The sequence below is a fragment of the Nitratireductor mangrovi genome (assembly GCF_007922615.2).
Lineage (GTDB): Bacteria > Pseudomonadota > Alphaproteobacteria > Rhizobiales > Rhizobiaceae > Mangrovimarina > Mangrovimarina mangrovi.
In genome coordinates, this window is sequence record NZ_CP042301.2 from 683001 (window position 1) to 703414 (window position 20414).

Genomic DNA, 20414 nt, shown 5'->3' on the forward strand with positions numbered 1-20414 from the left:
CCTCTACGGGAGAAAAAGATGTTCGACCTGACCGGCCGCAAGGCACTCGTCACCGGCGCATCCGGCGGCATCGGCGAATCGGTCGCGCGCGTTCTGCATGCCCAGGGCGCGACCGTCGGCCTGCATGGCACCCGCGTGGAAAAGCTCGAGACGCTGGCCGGCGAGCTCGGAGAGCGGGTCAAGGTCTTCCCGGCCAATCTCTCCGACAGGGCGGACGTGAAGGCACTGGGGCAGAAGGCGGAAGCCGAGCTCGAAGGCGTCGACATTCTGGTCAACAATGCCGGCATTACCCGCGACGGCCTGTTCGTGCGCATGTCGGACGAGGACTGGGACGCGGTGATGGAGGTCAATCTCGGCGCCGTCTTCCGGCTCACCCGTGAACTCACCCATCCGATGATGCGCCGCCGTTTCGGCCGCATCGTCAACATCACCTCGGTCGTCGGCGTCACCGGCAATCCCGGCCAGGCCAACTATTGCGCCTCCAAGGCCGGGATGATCGGCTTTTCGAAATCGCTGGCCCAGGAAATCGCCAGCCGCGCGATCACCGTGAACTGCATCGCGCCCGGCTTCATCGAGTCGGCGATGACCGACAAGCTGAATGAAAAGCAGCGCGACGCCATCATGGGCGCCATCCCCATGAAGCGCATGGGCACCGGCGAGGAAGTTGCCGCTGCGGTAGCCTTCCTGGCGACCAGCGAGGCGGCCTACATCACCGGCCAGACGATCCACGTCAATGGCGGCATGGCGATGATCTGAAGGCGGACCGCGGCCTGTACAGGTTCTTCTCCACAGGTGCAGGCAGCGCGGCGATTTGCGTCGCCTTTTCGCCTTTGCCGGCCATATTTTTCGTGTTATGCGGCCCGGCAAACCGGTGATCTGGCGATTGCACCCTTGGCGCATCGACCGGGTTGGGGGTCCGGCAAGGTCTGTTTCGGCCATCCTGCCGGGGCGCTATCTTTCAACTTGATTAGCGGTCGACGTGCCGCTAACGAAGACCAACTTGAACCGAAGTCGAGGGTTTCCAGATGAGCGACACCGCAGAGCGCGTCAAAAAAATCGTTGTAGAGCATCTCGGCGTTGACGCCGACAAGGTCACCGAGGGCGCGAGCTTCATCGACGATCTGGGCGCGGACAGTCTGGACACCGTCGAACTCGTCATGGCCTTCGAGGAAGAGTTCGGTGTCGAGATCCCGGACGATGCCGCCGAGACCATCCTGACGGTCGGCGACGCGGTCAAGTTCATCGAAAAGGCCGCTGCCTGACGCCTTGAGCCGGTTAGGGCATCATGGTTGGTGATGGATCGATGAGACGCGTCGTCGTCACGGGCATGGGGCTGGTGTCGCCGTTCGGCGTCGGCGTCGAACACAGCTGGAGCCGGCTTTTGTCGGGCCAGAGCGCGGCCCGGCGGATCGAGCATTTCGAGACCGACGACCTGCCGTGCAAGATCGCCAACGTGATCCCGCGCGGCGACGGTTCGGACGGCACCTTCAATCCCGACCATGTGCTGGAGCCCAAGGAACAGCGCAAGGTCGGCGATTTCATCACCTACGGCATCGCTGCTGCCGACGAGGCGCTGAAGCATTCCGGCTGGGAGCCAAAGACCGCCGACGAGCAGAACGCCACCGGCGTGATGATCGGTTCCGGCATTGGCGGCGTCGACGGCATCGCCGAGAACGCGCTGATCCTGCGCGACCGTGGTCCGAGGCGAATCAGCCCGTTCTTCATCCCCGGCAACATCATCAACCTGGTGTCCGGCCAGGTGTCGATCCGGCACGGTCTGAAGGGGCCGAACCATGCCGTCGTGACCGCCTGCTCGACCGGGGCGCACGCCATCGGCGACGCGGCCCGCCTCGTCGCGCTCGGTGATGCCGACGTCATGCTGGCAGGCGGCGCCGAGGCGCCGATCAACCGGCTGTCGCTCGCCGGCTTCGCCGCTTGCAGGGCGCTGTCGACCGCCTACAACGATACGCCCGAAAAGGCCTCGCGGCCCTATGACCGCGATCGCGACGGTTTCGTGATGGGCGAGGGCGCCGGTGTCGTGGTGCTCGAGGCGCTGGAGCATGCCCAGGCGCGGGGCGCCACCATCTATGCCGAGGTCATCGGCTATGGCATGAGCGGCGACGCCTTCCACATCACTGCCCCCTCCGAGGATGGCGACGGGGCCTATCGCTGCATGTCAGCCGCGCTCAAGCGCGCCGGGCTGACGCCCGCCGACATCGACTACATCAATGCTCACGGCACGTCCACCATGGCCGATACGATAGAGCTTGGCGCGGTCGAGCGCCTGGTCGGCAATGCCGCCTCGAAGATCGCCATGTCGTCCACCAAATCGTCGGTCGGCCACCTGCTCGGCGCGGCCGGCGCCGCGGAAGCCATCTTCTCGATCCTGGCGATCCGCGACAACGTGGCGCCCGCGACCATCAACCTCGACAATCCCTCCGTCGAGACGGCGCTCGACCTGGTGCCGAACACGCCGAAAGAGCGGCGTATCGACATCGCGCTTTCCAATTCCTTCGGCTTTGGCGGCACCAACGCCTCGCTCGTCTTCCGGCGCCATGACGGCTGATCGGCCCTCGGGCCGAAAATTTTGCCATATTCGTCGCTACCTATCGTCTCGCGCATCGCGCGGCGTCGAGCCATCCGGGCGGCGCGGCGGGATGCGCATCGGGGGACGGCTTGTCCCTCCCGGCGGGCAACACGGCAGGGAAGCGGGGGCTATGAAGTTCCGGGAACGTCCATGACCACAGATACCCCCACAGAAACGACCTTCGGAAACCGCTCCCAGCCGCCAAAGCCGATCGTGCCGAAATCGGCCAGCGAGGCGCTGCGGCCCGAGCAGGGCACCCCGCCGCCCAAACGCTCCAAGGGTTCGCGCAACCAGTTTGTCGTTTTCATGAACTTCCTGCTGTCGGCGGTGATCTTCGTCGTGCTTGCCGGAGGCCTCGCCGTCTATCTCGGCAAGCGCGAGTTCGAGGCCGACGGCCCGGCCGCGACCAGCACCACCGTCATGATCAAGCCGGCGACCGGCGTTGCCGAGATCGCCAACCTGTTGGAGCGGCGCGGCCTCATCAGCGACGGCCGCATCTTCCGCCTCGGCGTTCGCGCCGCCGGCGCCGACAACCGACTCAAGGCCGGCGAGTACGAGGTCAAGGCCGGCGCCTCGATGCGCGACATCATGGATCTGCTGGTGAGCGGCCGCTCGGTGCTTTATTCGCTCACCGTTCCCGAAGGGCTGACGGTCGAGCAGGCGCTCGGGCGCATCGCCGAACATGAGGCGCTGACCGGCGAGATGCCTGCCGAGCAGCCGCCGGAGGGCATGCTGGTCGCCGACACGCAGCGTTTCACCCGCGGCACGACGCGCGCCGAACTGGTCGAGAAGATGGTGGCCGACCAGAAGGCGCTGGTCGAGGAAATCTGGGAACGCCGGGTCGACGACCTGCCGCTTGCCGACATCAACGAATTCGTGACGCTCGCCTCGATCGTGGAAAAGGAAACCGGCAAGGCAGACGAGCGCTCGCGCGTCGCCGCCGTGTTCATCAACCGGCTGCGGCGCGGCATGCGGCTGCAATCCGACCCGACGATCGTCTACGGCCTCTTCGGCGGCAAGGGCAAGCCGGCGGACCGCCCGATCTACCGCTCCGACATCGACAAGCCGACCCCCTACAACACCTATCATATAGACGGCCTGCCGCCGACGCCGATCGCCACGCCCGGCCGTGCCGCGCTGGAGGCGGTCGCCAACCCGTCGACCACCGACGAGCTCTATTTCGTCGCCGACGGCACCGGCGGCCACGTCTTCGCCAGGACGCTGGAAGAGCACAACCAGAACGTCGCGCGCTGGCGCGAGATCGAAAAGCAGCGCGAACAGGAAGCCGCCAATGGCGGCGGCGAGGGTACGTCGGCGGCCGACTAATTCTGCTGCGAAGGGGGGGCGGCCATGGCAGTGCAGAGCATGACGGGCTTCGCTCGCGCGGCGGCCGAGCATGAAGGCACCGCGTTTGCCTGGGAGGTGCGTTCGGTCAACGGCCGCAGCCTCGAGACGCGCCTGCGGCTGGCGCCCGGCTTCGAGCGGCTGGAAATGCCGGCCAAGCAGGCGATGCAGCGCAAGTTTGCGCGCGGCAACCTCCAGGCGACGCTTTCGGTGAGCCGGTCGGGATCGCTGGCGCAGCCGGTGGTGAACGAGGCCTTCCTGCGCGACGTCGCCGGCCTCGCCAGGCGGCTGGAGGAGCAGTTCGGCTGTCGTCCGGCCTCGGCCGACGGTCTGCTGGCCCTGCGCGGGGTTCTGGAGGTTCCCGAGACCGTCGAGGACGAGGACGTCCGCAAGGCGCTCGACACCGCGGTTCTGGGCGCGCTCGATGCAGCGCTCGCCGACCTCGAGGCAGCCCGGCTCGCGGAAGGCGCCGTGCTTGCCGACGTGATTGCCGACCAGGTGTCGACGATCGAGAAACTGACCAGGGATGCCGAGGCGGATCCCTCGCGCGAACCGGCCGCGATCCGCGAGCGCATCGCCATGCAGGTCAAGCTCATCACCGAATCGGCCAACGGCCTCGACGAGCAGCGCCTCAACCAGGAAGCGGCCCTGCTGGCCACCCGCGCCGATATCCGCGAGGAGATCGACCGGCTCAAGGCGCATGTCGCCGCCGCGCGGCAGCTTCTGGCCGATGGCGGCGTGGTCGGCCGCAAGCTCGATTTTCTGGCGCAGGAGTTCAACCGCGAATCGAATACGCTGTGCTCGAAGTCGAACGCCACCTCGGTGACCTCGATCGGGCTGGAGCTCAAGGCGGTCGTCGACCAGCTCCGCGAACAGGTGCAGAATCTGGAGTAGCCAATGGGCGAAAGGCCCCCGTCCGCTTCCATCCGCCGCCGCGGCCTGATGCTCGTTCTGTCGTCGCCCTCGGGCGCCGGCAAGTCAACGATCGCGCGCAACCTCCTGGAGGAGGACAAGGGCTTCGAACTCTCCGTGAGTCTGACGACGCGACCACGGCGCGGCAGCGAGATCGACGGCGTGCATTATCATTTCGTGACCAAGCGCGACTTCGACCACCAGCGCGACGACGACGCGCTTCTGGAGTGGGCCGAGGTGCACGGCAATTTCTACGCCACGCCGCGCGCGCCGGCCGAAGCGGCGATGGCCGAAGGGCGCGACATGCTGTTCGACATCGACTGGCAGGGGGCCGATCAGTTGCGCGAGCGTATGCCCGCCGACATCGTGTCGATCTTCATCCTGCCACCGTCCATGGCCGCGTTGAGGGAGCGGCTGATGCGCCGCGCCGAGGACCAGGACAAGGTCATCGAGGCGCGGCTGGCCAACGCGCGCGCAGAGATCGAGCACTGGCGCAAATACGATTATGTCGTGATCAATGACGATCTGCAGGCGGCCTTCAAGGCGGTCCAGGCGATTGTTACCGCCGAACGTCTCAAGCGCGACCGCCGTCCGGGACTGTTCGACTTCGTTTCCGGCCTGCTCGACGAGCGCACCGGCTGAAGCCTCAGCCGTCGAGGGCTGCGGTCAGCGCGACGAATTCCGCCACCGACAGCGTCTCGGCGCGGCGTGTCGGGTCGATCCCCGCCTTTTCCAGCAGCGCTTCGCCGCCGAGCGGCTTCAGGCTCTGGCGCAGCATCTTGCGCCGCTGCCCGAACGCGGACTGCGTCACCCGCGCCAGTCGTCGGGCGTCCGTCGGCAGTGGCTCCGGCCGGGGCGCCAGGTGGACCACCGACGACGTCACCTTGGGTGGCGGGGTGAAGGCCTGCGGCGGCACGTCGAAGGCGATCCGCGCCTGCGTGCGCCAGCCGGCCAGCACGCCGAGCCGGCCGTATGCGCCGCTGCCGGGTGCCGCCACGATGCGCTCGGCCACCTCGCGCTGGAACATCAGCGTCATCGATTCGTAGAAGGGCGGCCACGGCTCCGCCGTCAGCCAGCCGACGAGCAGTTCGGTGCCGATATTGTAGGGCAGGTTGGCGACGATCAGCACGCGTTCGTGGCCGGCGGCAAGGGCTGCGAAGTCGGTCGTCAGCGCGTCGCCGGAGACAGTCTCCAGCCGCCCCGGATAATGCGCCGAAATCTCCGCCAGCGCGGCCAGGCAGCGCTCGTCGCGCTCGACCGCGATGACCTTTGCCGCGCCTCCCATCAGCAGCGCCCTGGTCAGCCCGCCGGGGCCCGGTCCGACCTCGATCACCGTGGCGCCGGTCAAGTCGCCGGCGGCGCGGGCGACCTTGCCGGTCAGGTTGAGGTCGAGCAGGAAGTTCTGCCCGAGCGACTTCCTCGGCGCCAGCTCGTATCGCGCGATCACCTCGCGCAGCGGCGGCAGGCCGTCGGGGCTCATGGCGTGGCGGCGCGTGCGCGTCCGTCCGCCAGGCGCTTGGCGAGACGCAGCGCGGCCACAAGGCTGTCGGGCCGGGCGACGCCCTTGCCGGCAATGCCGAACGCCGTGCCGTGGTCGGGCGATGTTCGCACGAAGGGCAGGCCGAGCGTTACATTGACGGTCTCGTCGAAGGCAAGCGCCTTGGCCGGGATCAGCGCCTGGTCGTGATACATGCAGATCGCGGCGTCGTAGCCGGCTCGCGCCGCGGCGTGGAACATGGTGTCGGCCGGCAGCGGACCGCTGGCGTCGATGCCCGCAGCGCGAAGTGCCTCGACAGCCGGCCGCACGATCGTCTCGTCCTCTTCGCCCATGGCGCCCATTTCGCCCGCATGCGGGTTGAGCCCGGCAATGGCGAGCCGCGGCGCGGCGATGCCGAAGCGCCCTGCGAGGTCACGCTCGGTGATGGTGGCCGTTTCCACGATCGCCGCGGTCGTCAGGCGCCGCGGCACCTCGGACAGCGGGATATGGATGGTGACGGGCACCGCCCGCAATTCCGGCCCGGCCAGCATCATCACCGGTGTCACGGCCCGGCCGGTCGCCTTCTCGGAAAGATGGGCGAGATATTCGGTATGGCCGGGAAAGGCGAAGCCGGCGTCGTAGAGCGGCTTCTTGGCGATCGGGCAGGTGACGACGGCGCTGGCTGCGCCCCCCATCGTGTCCGCCACGGCGCGGTCGATCGCCTCGACGATCCCGGCCGCGTTGGCGGCGTTGGGCAGCCCCGGCTGATCCAGGAACCGGTTCTCGAGCGGAACCACCGGCAGCGCGCCGTCAAAGGCGTCGCTGGCCTCGCCAGGCGCGGTCTCCTGAACCCGGATGTCGATGCCGAGGGCGGCGGCCCGTCCCTTCAGGAGCGCGACGTCGCCGAGCACATAGAAAGAGGGCAGGGCAAGCCGCTTGCGGTCCGCCCACGCCATGAGCGCGATTTCGGGGCCTATGCCGGAAGGATCGCCCGAGGACAGGGCAAGCGGCGGTCCGCCGTCAGCGTTCAACGATGCGGGCTTTCTCGCGCAGTTCGGCAAGATATTTCTTGCTGAGTTCGTCGGCCTTCTCGTCGGTCGCGGTTTCGTTCTCGAACACCATCTGCGCGACGCGGTCGTCGGAAACCTCGCGCGTACTGCAGATGCCGATGAACTCGACGCCGCGTTCGGTCTCGCGCAACGGTGTCGCCTGGCCAGGCTTGGTGTTGACGATCTGGTCCTTCCAGTCCGGTGGCAGTTCCGGCGCCACCACACGACCGAGATCGCGGACTGTGACATCGATCAGGCCCTTGGCGAACTGGCGCGTGCCGTCGCAGCCATTGAAGCGCTCACGCATGGCGGTGGCTTCCTTGCGCCGCTTGCCGAGCAATGAACCTCGTTCTCCGGCCGGAATGACAAAGATGACCTGCTGCAGCATGTACTCGGTCGCGGACGGCTTGTTGCCACCCTCCTGCAGCATGCGGTGGACGGCGTCCTGCTCGGTCATGCGCTCCTGGGCCCGGAAGCGCGCGCCCAGCGCCCTGTTCCAGCCGATCTGTACCCGGATGAAGTCCTTGAAATGATCCTTGGTGACGCCCGATTGCGCCATGATCTGGTCCAGTTGGGCGAGCGACAGCTTGTTGCCGGAGGCAAAGCGGCCATAGGCCTCGTCCACCTGCTGGTCGGGCACCTTGATGTTCAGACGCCTGATCTCGATCGCCTTCAGCGTCTGCTCGATCATCTGTTCGTTTGCGTTGTCCGAACGCCGCTGCAGGCGCAGGAAGGCCTTGCGCCGCGCAATGTCGTAGGAGGTCACCGGGACGTTGTTGATGATGTAGCGGATCTCGCTCGCCGCTGCCGGGGCGACCGGCGCTGCCATATGAAGGGACAGGGCGAGGGCCACGACAAGGCTCGCCGATGCAAGGCGGTGCAGAGCTGGTTTCATGGCTGAGCTCCGTTCTCTACTGGTTGGGTGTCCATTCATGGGACCAAGCCCGTGCTCCGCCTATACGGCGAAAGGATGACGGCCTCCCACGTCAATTGTTTCCGAGAGCGCCCGATGACGTTCCGATATCGCCGAGCGTGCGGAAGGAAAGGGTGAATCCGACGCTGTAGCTGACCGCCTGCGAGATCGTGTTCTGCGAGCGCGAGAATGTCATCGAATAGTTGAAGCACTCGTCATCATAGGCGAAACCGAACGAGCTGCTGGCCAGCGTGTCGGACACGAGGTCGTAGGTGCCGGAAGCGAACACACTCCAGTATTCGTGCAGTTGCGCCCGCCCGCCGAGGGTGACCTCCTGGCGATCGGCGGCGAAGCCGTAGAGCGGTTGCGCGTCGATGAACGTATAGCCGGCGTTGATCCTGTGACCGTCGAACGGGATCGAGATGCTCGTTTCGGCGCGGCGCATGGCCAGCGTCTTTTCGTCGAAACGGCCACCGGCGCTGAAGATGACGCCGCCCGGAGAGGTCACGCTGGCCATGCCGACGAAATCGGACACATCGGTTTCCAGGCCGGAAAAGGCGCCGACATTGACCAGATCGGGCGAGGCGAACGGGTTGTCGCCGGCCAGGTGATAGGATTGGCCGAAGATAGCGTTCGCCGCCCAGCCATTGGCGAAGCTTCCGGAGTAACGGAAGCCGAGATTGGCCCTCACACCGCTTTCTATGCGGTCGTAGCCGGAAAACTTGTCGCGTTCGAACAGCGTCGAGGCGTCGAAGACAAGGCTCTGGGCGTCCTCGTTGGGAATGCCCAGCGTTCCCGCGTGGGCGACGTCTGGGCGGATGAACAGCTGCGCGATCGGCTCGAGCACATGGGTTGCACTCGCGGTGGAAAACAGCACCGGCCAGCGCGCCTCGAGCCCGGCCGTCGCCATCGCCCGGAAATACGACGACCGAATATCGGCCGCGACAGCGCCGTAGGCGGTTCCGTCGTTCGAATAGGCCGCGCCAGAGATGCCCCCCGCCATCGTGCCCACCGCTCCCATTGCGGCGGCGCTGGTGTCGACCCCGATGCCGTCGATCCGCGCATGCAGGGACGGCGTCACCAGGAGCCCGCCGGAGGTGACGTGGGTCTTCTTCCACTCCGCCTCCGCGGTGACACGCCCGTTCGTGCCGTCATAGCCGGGCACCGCCGGCCGCCCCGGCAGGAAATCGAGCCGATCGCGGTGGATGACCTGCGTGTTGATGTCGAAGCTGAGCTCGCCGCCGGCAACGGGCTCGTCGACCGTGTAGGAATAGTCGAAGGAGGGCAGCACCCAGGGCTGCACCGGGTCGCGCGCTGCCGCGCTGGTCCGCGGTGTCACTTCCTGGACCTGGAACTTGTAGAAGCGCAGGTCGAAATAGTTTCGGTCGTTGATGCCGGTCAGGTAGATCTGGTTGCGGCGTACATATTCCGCGTAGCCGCCTATCCCGTAAGTGTGCGAAAAATTCGGATCGGTCTGCACCAGCACATCCCAGCCGAAGGTCCAGCGCGGGTTGATCTGGAACCGTCCCTTGGAACCGGCCATGAAGCGTGTCGTGACGGTCCGGTCGACATAGCCGGGGGTAAAGGCGGTCGGTTCCTGCTGGTCGATGCCGGCGATCTTGATCGAATACTCGCCCGAATTGAACCGCTGCCGCCACTCGACCTCGCCCATGAAGCCCTGGCGGCCGTAATAGGTCGGGGCGATAGTCAGGTCATAGGTCGGCGACAGCGCGAAGAAGTAGGGTATCGTGACACTGTTGCCGAGGTCGTCGGAAAAGCCGATGCCGGGAAACAGGAAGCCGCTTTTGCGCTTGACGGTCGGGTCGGCCATCTCGAAGGCCGGCAGGTAGGCGATCGGCAGGCCGAACAGCTCGAAGCGCGGCTTTTCGAAACGCACCGTCTTGGCGTCGGCGTTCCAGATGATCCGGCGCGATTTGATGCGCCAGACCGGCGCCTTGTCCGGCTTTTCCTCGCAAGGCTCGCAAGCGGTGTAGACGCCGTTGACGAAGGTCGTCACGGTGCCGCCGCGCCGCTCGGCACTCTCGGCCCCGAAATAGGTCTTGTCGGCGGTCTCCACGCGCAGCGCCGCGACGAAGCCGTCCTTGAAGTCGTCGGTGACGTCGATCTCGTCGGAAAAGATGCGCGTGCCCTGCGGGTCGACGATCTCGACATTGCCGGTCGCCACCAGGCGGCCCGTCGCCTGGTTGTAGACGACGCGATGGGCAACCATCTTGTTGCCGCCATAGTCGATGCGCACCGAACCTTCGGCGGTCACCGTCTGGTTGACGTTGTCGTAGGTAAGGGTATCGGCTTCCAGCAGCAACTGGTCGGAGGAGCTGACGCTGGCGCCAAGATCGTCGATGATCTGGGCACGGGCCGACGGGATGTCGACGGCGCCGGCAATGAGCAGGCCGGCGAGCGCGGTCGCACTCCCCAGAAGGCGCCTTTGCAGGCGCCTTTCGCCGCTAGCCCTCCTCAACCCCACTAACCGTCCTCCTTGTGCAGCAAGAATGTAACTCCGAACAATGCTGCAATGACAACTGGCAGCCATGCCGCGACCACGGGCGGCACGATCCCCGCGCTGCCGAACGCCTTGACCAAGGTCGACACGACATAAAGCAGAAAGCCGGCCACGATGCCACCCAGAATCAGGTGCCCGGACTGGCCGAGACGGACGAAGCGCATCGAAACCGTTGCCGCTATCAGCGTCATGGCGACCAGTAGTGGCGGAAGTGCCACAAGTGAATGATAATGCATCGAAAATGCGCTGGCGGAAAATCCGTAGGCCTTGGCGGTCTCGATCTTCTCGCCGAGTTCGAAGAACGGCGTCGCCTCGGGTCGCGCCAGTCGCTGCTCGACGAATTCGGGCCTGAGTCCCGTCGCCACCCGCGCCGATTCGAGCGTAACCGGCCTGTCGCCGGTCTCGAAGCGCCGCACCTGCTCGAGCGCCCAGTAGCCGTCGCGGAGTTGAGCGCGCTTGGCGTCCTGGCGGGCGACGATGTCGCCGTCGTCGTCGAGGTGGATGAAGACCGCGTCGGAGAGCGTCAGTCCGTTGTCGAGCACGGCGCGGGCGCCGATGATGGTGTCGCCGTCGTCGGTCCGCTGCCGCAGCCAGGGTGCCGCGAAGGCGGAAACCACGTTGGACTGCCCCGAGCGAAGCTCCGCTTCCAGTTCCTCGACGCGGCCCAGGCCCTTTGCCGCGATCGGGTTCAGGAGGAGCACCGACGCCAGCCCGAACAAGAGCGCCCCAATGCAGATCGGCAGCAGGAACTGCCAGGCCGAGACGCCTGCCGCTCTTGTCACGACGAGTTCGTATTTGCGGTTGAGCGAAACCAGCGTCGCCATCGCCGAAAACAGCGCCACGAAGGGAATGGTCTGCAGGAGCACCATCGGCACCCGCAACGTGCTCATCAGCAGGCCGAGATCGAGAGAATAGCCGGGCAGTCCGGAGAAGCGGCCCGATTGCTCGGTGAAGTCGATGATGTAGACGAGCGCGAAGATCCCGGCCAGGAACCAGCCCGTGATCACCAGATAGCGGCGGAAGAAATACTGCCCGAGGGTCCAGCCGATCACGGGCTGCCCCCTTCGAGGCGGCGCCCGGACACGCCGAAGCGCAACCTCAGCAGACGAGCGCGCGCTGCGTTGAAGAGCCCGGCGACGCGGTCGGTCCACGACGCCGGGAACTCGAACACCTTGTTGCGTGCGATGAAATAGGCCGCGAACGCGCCGTTGAGGATCGGTACCGCGTAGACGAGTGGCACGAAGGCACTCGAGTTTTCTGCCTTGTCGGCGACGAAATAGCCCTCCCAGCGCACAAGCAGCGCGAAGCAGATCGCGGTCACCATGGGATGCACCCTGGCCTGTCGGTGCGATCGCACGTCACCGGCCGCCGCCAGCGCGATCAGCGCGAAGACCAGCGGATAGGCCCATTCGGTGAAGCGCCGGTGCAGTTCGGCGTAGAAGAAGGCCGGCGCGTTCTTCACATAGCCGTCGTTGGGATCCGGCCAAAGCAGATAGGTGAGCGTCTGGTCCTTTGGCGCATATTGCGCAGCCGCCGCCTTCGGCGCGAACTCGGAGAGGTCGAAGGCGTAGGAGGCGTAGCGCACCACGGAGACGTCGCCGCCCGGGCTCTTGCGGTGCACCTCGCCGTCGATCATGAACAGGAATTGCTGGTCATCGCGCTGCTGCACCTCGCCATATTTGGCGTAGTAGTTGAGATCGATGCCCTCCTGCCGCGAATCAGCGACGAAGATGCCACCCAGCCGGCCGTCGGGCAGGCGCTCGGCGATCTGCACGAACAGGCCCTCGTCGATCTTGCGGAACGTGCCTTCCTGGATGACGGTCGACAGCAGGTCGGCATGCGCGGTTGCGACGATCTCGCGCACGCGCTGGCGCGACAGCGGTTCGACCAGATTGTTGACCAGGAAGGCCAGCACGCAGGCCATCAGCGCCAGGACGAGCATCGGCTTGAGGATGGTCGAGCGCGAGGAGCCGGACGCCGCGATCACGGCCAGCTCGGAATCCTGGTTCATCGTCGTGAGCGTCTGCGAAATGCCGATGATGATCGCGAACGGCATCACCACCGGCACGACCTTCGGCAACAGCAGAGTCGCCAGTTCGAGGAAGGTCCCGGCGGTCTGGCCGCTGTCGGTGACGATGTTGATGCGCGCCAGGATCTGCGTCGTCCACGCGATCGCCAGCGCCACCAGGAGCGCCCCCGCGGACAGTTTGAACGCGCGTGAGAAGATATATCTTTCGACGAGCTTCATCGCGAAAGTGTTGACGTCCCTGTTCGTGGCGCGCCCGGCGCTCAACCCCGCCGCCAAACTAGGCAAAGCGGGCTGTTCCTACAAGGTTCAGGCGGCGATCCCGTGTCCCGCGACGATCGTGCCCAAGCAAGGCTAAAAAAGGACCAAGGGACGCGGTTAGCGAAAGGTTAAGCCACCGGTTCCCGAGTCGATTCGCTTGCCTCGCTCTGCCGGACTTTCTAGGGTCTGCGCCGATTCAACCGCAATCCCCATCTCCTCAGTCTTTTTCGGGAATCTCATGCCGCAATCGCCCAAGATCAGTTTTGCCAAGTTTTCCGCCCCCCGGAAGGGCAGCGTGCTTGTCATCGCCACGCAGGACAACAAGATCGCCGACACCGCCAGCGCCCTCGATCCGGCCGGCGTCATCGCCCGCGCCATCAAGGTTGCCGACTACAAGGGCAAGGCCGGCGCCACGCTCGAGATACTGGCGCCGGACGGCGCTCCCTATGACCGTTTCGCGGTCATCGGAGCCGGCGAGGCCGCCAAGCGCGACGAAAACGTCTGGATGCGGCTTGGCGGCGCCTGCTGGCCGCTGCTGAAGAAGGCGGGCGAGGCCGTTATCGTCTTCGACGCGGCCGACGAGACGCCGGACGAGGCCGCGGCCGCCGCCTGTGCGCTCGGCATTCTGCTCAGGGCCTATGCCTTCGACAAATACAAGACCCGCAAGGACAAGGACGACGACGGCGACAAGGCGAAAGACAAGGACAAGCCGGTGCGCGTCACCATCCAGTGCGCCAATCCCGGCCGTGCCAAGAAGGCCTTCGCCGATGGCGAGGCGATCGCCGGCGGCGTCAACCTTGCCCGCGACCTCGTCAATGAGCCGGCCAACCTGCTCGGCCCGGTCGAATTCGCGGCGCGCGCCAAGGCGCTCGAGGAACTCGGCGTCGAGGTCGAACTGCTCACCGAGAAGGAGATGAAGAAGCTCGGCATGGGTGCGCTCCTCGGCGTTGCCCAGGGCTCGGCGCGGCCGCCGCGGCTGGCGATCATGCAGTGGAAGGGCGGCAAGGCCAAGGACGCGCCGCTGGCCTTCGTCGGCAAGGGCGTCGTGTTCGATTCCGGCGGCATCTCCATCAAGCCCGCCGCCGGCATGGAGGACATGAAGGGCGACATGGGCGGTGCGGCCGCCGTCACCGGGCTGATGCACGCGCTCGCCGCCCGCAAGGCCAAGGTCAACGCCGTCGGCATCATCGGCCTGGTCGAGAACATGCTCGACGGCAATGCCCAGCGCCCCGGCGACATCGTCACCTCGATGTCGGGCCAGACCATCGAGGTCCTGAACACCGACGCCGAAGGCCGGCTCGTGCTCGCCGATGCGCTCTGGTACTGCAATGACCGATTCAAGCCGAAATTCATGATCAACCTCGCCACGCTCACGGGCGCCATCATGATTGCGCTCGGCCAGGAGCATGCCGGCCTGTTCTCCAACGACGACGGACTTGCCGGAAACCTCGCCGCGGCGGGCACGGCGAGCGGCGAGAAGGTGTGGCGCATGCCGATGGGGCCGGAATACGACAAGCTGATAGATTCCAGGAACGCCGACATGAAGAACATCGGCGGCCGCTATGGCGGCGCCATCACAGCAGCGCAGTTCCTGCAGCGCTTCGTGAAGGATACGCCCTGGGCGCATCTCGACATCGCCGGCACCGCCATGGGCTCGCCATCGAACGATCTCAACCAGTCCTGGGGCTCGGGCTACGGCGTCAGGCTGCTCGATCGCATGGTGAGGGACAGCTACGAGAAGTGACCGAGGTTCTGTTCTACCACCTGACCGACTCGACGCTGGAAGACGCGCTTCCGACCCTGGTCGAACGGTCGCTGCAGCGCGGCTGGAAGGTGGTGGTCCAGACCGGCAGCGAGGAGCGCCGCGACGCGCTCGACCAGCATCTGTGGACCTGGCGCGACGATTCCTTCATCGGCCACGCCACCGACCGCGAGCCGCATGCGGACGAGCAGCCGGTGCTCCTGACCACCGGGCCGGACAACGCCAACGGCGCCACCGTGCGCTTCGTCGTCGATGGCGCCGAGCCGCCCGACCTCGGCGGCTACGAACGTGCCGTGATCATGTTCGACGGCCATGACGAGGCACATCTGGAAGCCGCGCGCCGCCACTGGAAGGCGCTGAAGGCTGCCGGCCATCAGGCGACCTACTGGCAGCAGACAGAGGACCGGCGCTGGGAGCGCAAGGCGTGACGGACGATTTCGAGCGCCGCCGCGAGGAGGCGAAAAAGCGCATCGACCGCCTCGATTCGCGCGAGCTCGAACGCCAGCCCGACCGCAAGGATTTCTTCGACCAGGTCTACGAACAGGCCGGGGGCGACGCCGCGGCGGTGCCATGGGCCGACCTGCAGGCCAAGAAGCAACTGGCCGACTGGCTGGCCGATCACGCTGGCGCCGGCCGTACTGCGATCGACGTCGCCTGCGGTCTCGGCGACAATGCCGAGGCATTGGCCGCGGCCGGCTACCGGACCACGGCCTTCGACCTGTCGCGAAAGGCGATCGACTGGGCGAGGCAACGCTTCCCAGACTCGCCGGTCGACTATCGGGTCGCGGATCTCCTGGAATTGCCGCGCGGCTGGATCGGCGTCTTCGATCTCGTCCATGAATGCTACACCATCCAGTCCGTGGCGCCGTCGATGCACCGTGCGTTCACCGAGGCGATCGCCTCGCTGGTCGCGCCCGGCGGCACGCTGCTGGTCTACACGCGGCTGCGGCCGGTGGGCGAGGCGGTGGACGGCCCGCCATGGCCGCTGACCGAGGACGAGGCCGGCCATTTCGCGCATCTCGGCTTTGAGCTGGTGAACGAGACCCGCTTCGCCTTCCAGCGGCCCGACCGGACCAGTCCGCACGTCTTCGCCGAATGGCGCCGGGCCTGAGAGCGGCCGGCGCGGTTTCTGGACATCGCCCGGAGGCCGTGCCACATCGCTGACGCGGCAAGAAGCGAGGGCCAAAGGCGAGGGCCCGAAAGCAGGGGAACGTCACGTTGCGGTTTTTCTTCCTGATCATCTTGGCGGCGGGGCTGGCGCTCGGCATCGGCTATCCCTGGGCCGTGCAGAATGTCTCCGGCTATGAGATCGGCAACTACCGCGTCTTCGAGCGCGGCAGCGGGTTCAGCCCGGCCGAAGTGGCGCTGGCGCCGTCGGAGGCGCCGGTGCGTGTGCTGGTCGACATGGCCGCCACCGGCAATTTCCGTCCGACCAACAACCGCACCGTCTTGACCGTGACGGCGTCGACCGACGGCCGTACCGTGCTGGCCGAAACCGTTACCTTCGTGCACGCCGCCACCCATCAGGACAGCCCCCAGGTCGCCGGCCATGTCTATCGCGACGAGGTCGGCGTCATCGACCCGGTCGACGGCGAGCACCGCTACATGTTCACCGTCGGGCCGGGCGATGCCGAAGATGTCGAGATGGAAAGGGTCGACCTGATCCTGCGCGCCGGCGCCTTCGACCTCGACCCGCGCGCCGTGCCCGCCGGCTATGCCTTGATGGCGGTCGGCTTCATCGGCCTTGTCGTCGCATTCCGGTTTCGCCGCCGCCGCAAGGCGCAACGCTCCGAACCGAAGAAGCCGCGCTGGGGCAGGGGCGGCAAGTCGGATTGAACAGGGCGGCCACGCCGTTCAAATCTCGCCGAAGTCGCCCGAGCGGCCCTTGCCCGAGGCGAAGCGCGCCGCGCCTTCGCTGCCTTCGGCGCGGAAAGCAGCCGCACTTTTCCATTCATTGCCGAGCGCCGGCGCCATGCCGAGCGACCACTGTTGCATCGCCGATTTGCGGTCGGCACGCATGCAGGCCTGCGGGAAGCGGGCGATCTCGGTGGCCAGTTCCAGCGCCGTCTCCAGCGCCTTGCCATCTGCGCACAGCCGGTTGGCGAGTCCCATTTCAAGGCATTCCTGCGCTTCCGCCTTGCGCCCGGTCAGGATCAGGTCCATGGCGCGGCCGTGCCCGACGATGCGCGGCAGGCGCACCGTGCCGCCGTCGATCAGCGGCACGCCCCAGCGCCGGCAGTAGACGCCCATATAGGCGCTCTCCTCCATGACGCGCAGGTCGCACCAGAGCGCCAGTTCCATGCCGCCGGCAACCGCCGGGCCGGCTACCGCGGCGATGACGGGCTTGGTCAAGGTCAGCCGTGTCGGCCCCATCGGTCCCTTGCGCGGCTGGTCTTCATGGCCGTCGAAGGCCGGGTCGAGGTCGTGGGCGGCAAACCATTGCTCGTCCATGCCGCCGGCCGCGTGCTTGAGGTCGAAGCCGGCGCAGAAGACGCCGCCGGCCCCGGTCAGCACCGCTACCTTGCGTTCCGGGTCGCGGTCGAAATCGACAAAGGCGCGGAACAGCGCCTCCGCCATTGCCGGGTTGACGGCATTGCGCGCCTCGGCGCGGTCGATCGTCACGATCGTGATTTCGTTCCTGTTTTCGACCGTCACCGTCATGACGCCATGCCTTCCTCGTACTCCGCCGAAAGGTTCAGCCACATGTCCTCGTGGCGGGCGAGCTGGTCGGCGAGGTCGGAGCGTTCCTTGCCGAGACGGGCTGCCCTGGCGGAGTCTTTGTCGTAGAGCTCGGGATTGGCAAGCTCGGTCTCGATCAATTCGATGCGCTTGCGGGTGCGTTCGATCAGCCCCTCGGTCGCCTTGATCTGCTTGGCCACCGGCTCCATCGCCTTGCGCCGTTCGGCCGCCTCGCGCCGCTTCTCCGCCTTCGAGGCCTTGTCGGCTTCGCGCCGTTCGCGCCTGTCGCTTGCCCCGCCGGTGACCAGGCCGCGATAGTCGGCGATGTCGCCGTCGAACGGCGCCACCGTGCCGTCGCGCACCAGCCACAGACGGTCGGCCGTCGCCTCGATCAGGTGTCGGTCGTGCGAGATGATGATGACGGCGCCCGGATAGTCGTTGAGCGCCTCGATCAGCGATTGCCGCGAATCGATGTCGAGATGGTTGGTCGGCTCGTCGAGGATGAAGAGGTTCGGCCCTTCGAGCGCCGAAAGCCCCATCAGAAGCCGCGCCTTCTCGCCGCCGGAAAGGTCGCGCGCCGGCGTTGTCATCTTTTCGGTGGCAAGGCCCATCTGTGCCACGCGCGAGCGCACCTTGGCCTCGGGCTGGTCTGGCAGCATGCGGCGAACATGCTCGATGGCGTTTTCGGCCGGCCGCAGTTCCTCGAGCTGGTGCTGGGCGAACATGGAGACCTGCATCTGCGGCGCCAGCGTCATGCGCCCGGTCTCGAGCTTCAGCCGCCCCGAGACCAGCTTGGCGAAGGTCGACTTCCCGTTCCCGTTGGCACCCAACAGCGCGATGCGGTCGTCCTCGTCGATGCGCAGCGACAGGTTCTTCAAGACCGGCTTGCCGGGCGCGTAGCCGACGGCGCCGTTCTCGATCGCCACGATCGGCGAGGCGACCTGCCGCACCGGCGCCGGGAAGGAGAAGGGGCGCACCGTCTCGTTGACCACTGCGGCGATGGTGCCCATGCGTTCGATCGCCTTGAGGCGCGACTGCGCCTGCCGCGCCTTCGACGCCTTGTAGCGGAAGCGCTCGACGAAGGCCTCCATGTGCTTGCGTTTGGCTTCGAGCTTGATCCGCGACTTTTCCTGCAGTGCCTGCTTTTCGGCGAACTGCCGCTCGAACTGGTCGTAGCCGCCGCGCCAGAAGGTGAGTTTCTGCTTGTCGAGATGCACGATCGAGCCGACCGCCCGGTTCAAAAGGTCGCGGTCGTGGCTGATCAAGAGCACGGTGTGCGGGTAGCGCGCCAGGTAGCTTTCCAGCCACAGCGTGCCTTCCAGGTCGAGATAGTTGGTCGGCTCGTCGAGAAGCAGCAGGTCGGGCTCGGCGAACAGCACCGCCGCCAGTGCCACGCGCATCCGCCAGCCGCCCGAGAACGAACGGGCAGGGCGCTTCTGCGCATCCTCGTCGAAGCCGAGGCCTGCAAGGATGGTCGCCGCGCGCGCCTCGGCGGAATGGGCGTCGATGTCGGCAAGCCTTGTGTGGATCTCGGCGATGCGGTGCGGGTCGCTCGCGGTCTTTTCCTCTGCCATCAGCGCGGCGCGCTCGGTGTCGGCGGCGAGCACGATTTCGATCAGCGGATCGTCGGTGCCCGGCGCTTCCTGCGCCACCTGGCCGATGCGCATGTTTTTCGGCAGCGACACCGAGCCGCTTTCTGTCGGAAGTTCGCCCATGATGGCGCGGAACAGCGAGGTCTTGCCGGTGCCATTGCGGCCGACGAGCCCCGCCTTGACGCCGGCGGGCAGCGCCAGCGAGGCGTGGTCGATCAGAAGGCGCCCGGCGACGCGCAGGGAAAGGTCGTTGATGGTGATCATGGCCGCGGCGTTGTGGCCGAGAGCCGCCTTTGATGCAAGGGGCGCAGAGTGTTCATTGCTGCCGCAAGCCTGGATGTGGAGACCTCGACGCGATGCGTCGGGACTGATGCTCGTCGATACATCAATATGGATCGAGGCGTTTGCGGAGCGGGAGACGCCATCGCGACAAGGCTCGATGCCGTCCTGGCTGACCACCAGCCCATCGTCGGAGACCTGATCCTGGTCGAGTTGCTTCAGGGCTTGCGCGAAGGACCAAGGTTGCGCCTTGTCGAAGCCGCGTTGGGCTCGCTGCGGGTCGTTACAGGGTGGCGCACCTTCACAACGACCGTGATTTCGATACGATCGAGGAACATCTGGGGCTGGTGGTCTGGCGATAGCCGCCGACGAAGGCACGGCGCCTGAGCGTATCCCGCCCGACGGTGTCGTGAAGGCGCGTTGACACGGTGACAATTCAGCGCGCGCGCCGGTAATGCATGGCGACCGCGCCGTTGCGGAGCGGCTTCGCCGAGATCAAATCGAGCCTTCGTGTGCCAGGCAAGCCGCTCCCGTAAAGGGTCGGTCCGTGGCCGGCGATCCTCGGGTGGACAAGGAACTTGTACTCGTCGATCAGGTCCAGCCGGTCGAGTTCGGTCGCCAGCTTGCCGCTGCCCAGCAGCACGCCATCCGCGGTCGTGTCCTTGAGCCTCTGGACCTCGGTGCGCAGGTCGCCTGCAACGTGATGGCTGCCGGTCCATGGGAAGGCCGTTCGCGTCGAGGAAACCACATATTTCGGCTTGGCCTCCAGCTTGACCGCCCATTCGCGTAGCGCCGGCGGCGCCTCCACGTCGCCGCGGGCGACCGCTGGCCAGTAGCTCTCCATCATCTCATAGGTGACGCGACCCCACAGCATCGCCCCGGCCTCGTCCATGAGGCGGGTAAAGAAGGCGTGGGTCTCGTCGTCGGCTATGCCCTCCCGGTGGTCGATGCAGCCGTCCAGGGTGACTTTGATGCTGAAGGTCAGTATTCCCATGCGGCGAGCCTAAGCCAT

At 66.5% G+C, this 20414-nt stretch carries 19 protein-coding genes; 10 read left to right on the forward strand and 9 right to left on the reverse strand.

Features of this window, described 5'->3' with window-relative positions; all coding sequences use genetic code 11:
• The first annotated feature begins 18 nt into the window (after positions 1–18).
• The 6 genes from fabG (at position 19) to gmk (ending at position 5485) form a co-directional block, all read left to right on the forward strand.
• Positions 19–756 carry a 3-oxoacyl-[acyl-carrier-protein] reductase gene (gene fabG, locus FQ775_RS03270; protein WP_146299662.1) on the forward strand — a complete coding sequence of 246 codons (738 nt, stop codon included), beginning with the start codon at positions 19–21 and terminating at the stop codon, positions 754–756.
• A gap of 269 nt (positions 757–1025) precedes the next feature.
• A complete protein-coding gene (locus FQ775_RS03275) occupies positions 1026–1262 on the forward strand; it encodes an acyl carrier protein (RefSeq protein WP_146299661.1) in 237 nt (78 codons plus the stop codon).
• 41 nt (positions 1263–1303) lie between these two features.
• Positions 1304–2566 (forward strand): beta-ketoacyl-ACP synthase II, encoded by a 1263-nt coding sequence (gene fabF, locus FQ775_RS03280; RefSeq protein WP_146299660.1) that lies wholly within the window; start codon positions 1304–1306, stop codon positions 2564–2566.
• 171 nt (positions 2567–2737) lie between these two features.
• Positions 2738–3913: an endolytic transglycosylase MltG gene (gene mltG, locus FQ775_RS03285; protein WP_146299659.1), complete on the forward strand. Its 1176-nt coding sequence runs from the start codon at positions 2738–2740 to the stop codon at positions 3911–3913.
• A gap of 24 nt (positions 3914–3937) precedes the next feature.
• On the forward strand, positions 3938–4825 hold the full coding sequence (locus tag FQ775_RS03290; RefSeq protein ID WP_146299658.1) for a YicC/YloC family endoribonuclease: 888 nt from the start codon (positions 3938–3940) through the stop codon (positions 4823–4825).
• Positions 4826–4828: 3 nt separating this feature from the next.
• Positions 4829–5485 (forward strand): guanylate kinase, encoded by a 657-nt coding sequence (gene gmk, locus FQ775_RS03295; protein ID WP_146299657.1) that lies wholly within the window; start codon positions 4829–4831, stop codon positions 5483–5485.
• A 4-nt stretch (positions 5486–5489) separates the two neighbouring features.
• Here the strand turns inward: gmk and rsmA are convergent, their stop codons facing one another.
• The 6 genes from rsmA to lptF form a co-directional block, all read right to left on the reverse strand.
• The gene (rsmA, locus tag FQ775_RS03300) at positions 5490–6323 is read right to left on the reverse strand and encodes a 16S rRNA (adenine(1518)-N(6)/adenine(1519)-N(6))-dimethyltransferase RsmA (protein WP_146299656.1); all 834 of its coding nucleotides are present in this window, start codon (positions 6321–6323) and stop codon (positions 5490–5492) included.
• On the reverse strand, positions 6320–7276 hold the full coding sequence (gene pdxA / locus FQ775_RS03305) for a 4-hydroxythreonine-4-phosphate dehydrogenase PdxA (RefSeq protein WP_246730340.1): 957 nt from the start codon (positions 7274–7276) through the stop codon (positions 6320–6322). The genes rsmA and pdxA overlap by 4 nt, the downstream gene beginning before the upstream one ends.
• A gap of 64 nt (positions 7277–7340) precedes the next feature.
• Positions 7341–8264 (reverse strand): peptidylprolyl isomerase, encoded by a 924-nt coding sequence (locus FQ775_RS23865; RefSeq protein ID WP_246730258.1) that lies wholly within the window; start codon positions 8262–8264, stop codon positions 7341–7343.
• A 91-nt stretch (positions 8265–8355) separates the two neighbouring features.
• On the reverse strand, positions 8356–10767 hold the full coding sequence (locus FQ775_RS03310; protein ID WP_246730259.1) for an LPS-assembly protein LptD: 2412 nt from the start codon (positions 10765–10767) through the stop codon (positions 8356–8358).
• Positions 10767–11855, reverse strand: coding sequence for an LPS export ABC transporter permease LptG (lptG, locus tag FQ775_RS03315; protein WP_167812754.1), 1089 nt, complete (start codon positions 11853–11855; stop codon positions 10767–10769). Before lptG ends, FQ775_RS03310 begins: the two co-directional genes overlap by 1 nt.
• The gene (gene lptF / locus FQ775_RS03320) at positions 11852–13096 is read right to left on the reverse strand and encodes an LPS export ABC transporter permease LptF (protein WP_246730260.1); all 1245 of its coding nucleotides are present in this window, start codon (positions 13094–13096) and stop codon (positions 11852–11854) included. Before lptF ends, lptG begins: the two co-directional genes overlap by 4 nt.
• A gap of 232 nt (positions 13097–13328) precedes the next feature.
• On the opposite strand from lptF, the gene FQ775_RS03325 reads away from it, so the two are divergent.
• From FQ775_RS03325 to FQ775_RS03340, 4 genes are all read left to right on the forward strand, one after another.
• Positions 13329–14834: a leucyl aminopeptidase gene (locus tag FQ775_RS03325; protein WP_146299652.1), complete on the forward strand. Its 1506-nt coding sequence runs from the start codon at positions 13329–13331 to the stop codon at positions 14832–14834.
• Positions 14831–15280: a DNA polymerase III subunit chi gene (locus FQ775_RS03330; protein ID WP_146299651.1), complete on the forward strand. Its 450-nt coding sequence runs from the start codon at positions 14831–14833 to the stop codon at positions 15278–15280. The genes FQ775_RS03325 and FQ775_RS03330 overlap by 4 nt, the downstream gene beginning before the upstream one ends.
• Complete coding sequence (locus tag FQ775_RS03335) at positions 15277–15963, forward strand: class I SAM-dependent methyltransferase (protein WP_206064824.1); 687 nt, start codon at positions 15277–15279, stop codon at positions 15961–15963. The genes FQ775_RS03330 and FQ775_RS03335 overlap by 4 nt, the downstream gene beginning before the upstream one ends.
• Before the next feature lie 107 nt (positions 15964–16070).
• On the forward strand, positions 16071–16688 hold the full coding sequence (locus FQ775_RS03340; protein ID WP_146299649.1) for a hypothetical protein: 618 nt from the start codon (positions 16071–16073) through the stop codon (positions 16686–16688).
• An 18-nt stretch (positions 16689–16706) separates the two neighbouring features.
• On the opposite strand, the gene FQ775_RS03345 is transcribed toward FQ775_RS03340, so the two are convergent.
• The 3 genes from FQ775_RS03345 to FQ775_RS03355 form a co-directional block, all read right to left on the reverse strand.
• A complete protein-coding gene (locus FQ775_RS03345; protein ID WP_146299648.1) occupies positions 16707–17513 on the reverse strand; it encodes a crotonase/enoyl-CoA hydratase family protein in 807 nt (268 codons plus the stop codon).
• Positions 17510–19387: an ABC-F family ATP-binding cassette domain-containing protein gene (locus tag FQ775_RS03350; RefSeq protein ID WP_146299647.1), complete on the reverse strand. Its 1878-nt coding sequence runs from the start codon at positions 19385–19387 to the stop codon at positions 17510–17512. The genes FQ775_RS03345 and FQ775_RS03350 overlap by 4 nt, the downstream gene beginning before the upstream one ends.
• A 451-nt stretch (positions 19388–19838) precedes the next feature.
• The gene (locus tag FQ775_RS03355; RefSeq protein WP_146299646.1) at positions 19839–20396 is read right to left on the reverse strand and encodes a dihydrofolate reductase family protein; all 558 of its coding nucleotides are present in this window, start codon (positions 20394–20396) and stop codon (positions 19839–19841) included.
• Positions 20397–20414 lie beyond the last annotated feature (18 nt).

Excerpts from the sequence above, each read along its gene's own strand:
- fabF (WP_146299660.1), top strand. The coding sequence starts at position 1,304 with ATGAGACGCGTCGTCGTCACGGGCATGGGGCTGGTGTCGCCGTTCGGC.
- rsmA (WP_146299656.1), bottom strand. The coding sequence starts at position 6,323 with ATGAGCCCCGACGGCCTGCCGCCGCTGCGCGAGGTGATCGCGCGATAC.
- FQ775_RS23865 (WP_246730258.1), bottom strand. The coding sequence starts at position 8,264 with ATGAAACCAGCTCTGCACCGCCTTGCATCGGCGAGCCTTGTCGTGGCC.
- mltG (WP_146299659.1), top strand. The coding sequence starts at position 2,738 with ATGACCACAGATACCCCCACAGAAACGACCTTCGGAAACCGCTCCCAG.
- FQ775_RS03355 (WP_146299646.1), bottom strand. The coding sequence starts at position 20,396 with ATGGGAATACTGACCTTCAGCATCAAAGTCACCCTGGACGGCTGCATC.
- fabG (WP_146299662.1), top strand. The coding sequence starts at position 19 with ATGTTCGACCTGACCGGCCGCAAGGCACTCGTCACCGGCGCATCCGGC.
- pdxA (WP_246730340.1), bottom strand. The coding sequence starts at position 7,276 with ATGGCGTGGGCGGACCGCAAGCGGCTTGCCCTGCCCTCTTTCTATGTG.
- FQ775_RS03350 (WP_146299647.1), bottom strand. The coding sequence starts at position 19,387 with ATGATCACCATCAACGACCTTTCCCTGCGCGTCGCCGGGCGCCTTCTG.
- FQ775_RS03345 (WP_146299648.1), bottom strand. The coding sequence starts at position 17,513 with ATGACGGTGACGGTCGAAAACAGGAACGAAATCACGATCGTGACGATC.
- gmk (WP_146299657.1), top strand. The coding sequence starts at position 4,829 with ATGGGCGAAAGGCCCCCGTCCGCTTCCATCCGCCGCCGCGGCCTGATG.
- FQ775_RS03325 (WP_146299652.1), top strand. The coding sequence starts at position 13,329 with ATGCCGCAATCGCCCAAGATCAGTTTTGCCAAGTTTTCCGCCCCCCGG.
- FQ775_RS03290 (WP_146299658.1), top strand. The coding sequence starts at position 3,938 with ATGGCAGTGCAGAGCATGACGGGCTTCGCTCGCGCGGCGGCCGAGCAT.
- FQ775_RS03275 (WP_146299661.1), top strand. The coding sequence starts at position 1,026 with ATGAGCGACACCGCAGAGCGCGTCAAAAAAATCGTTGTAGAGCATCTC.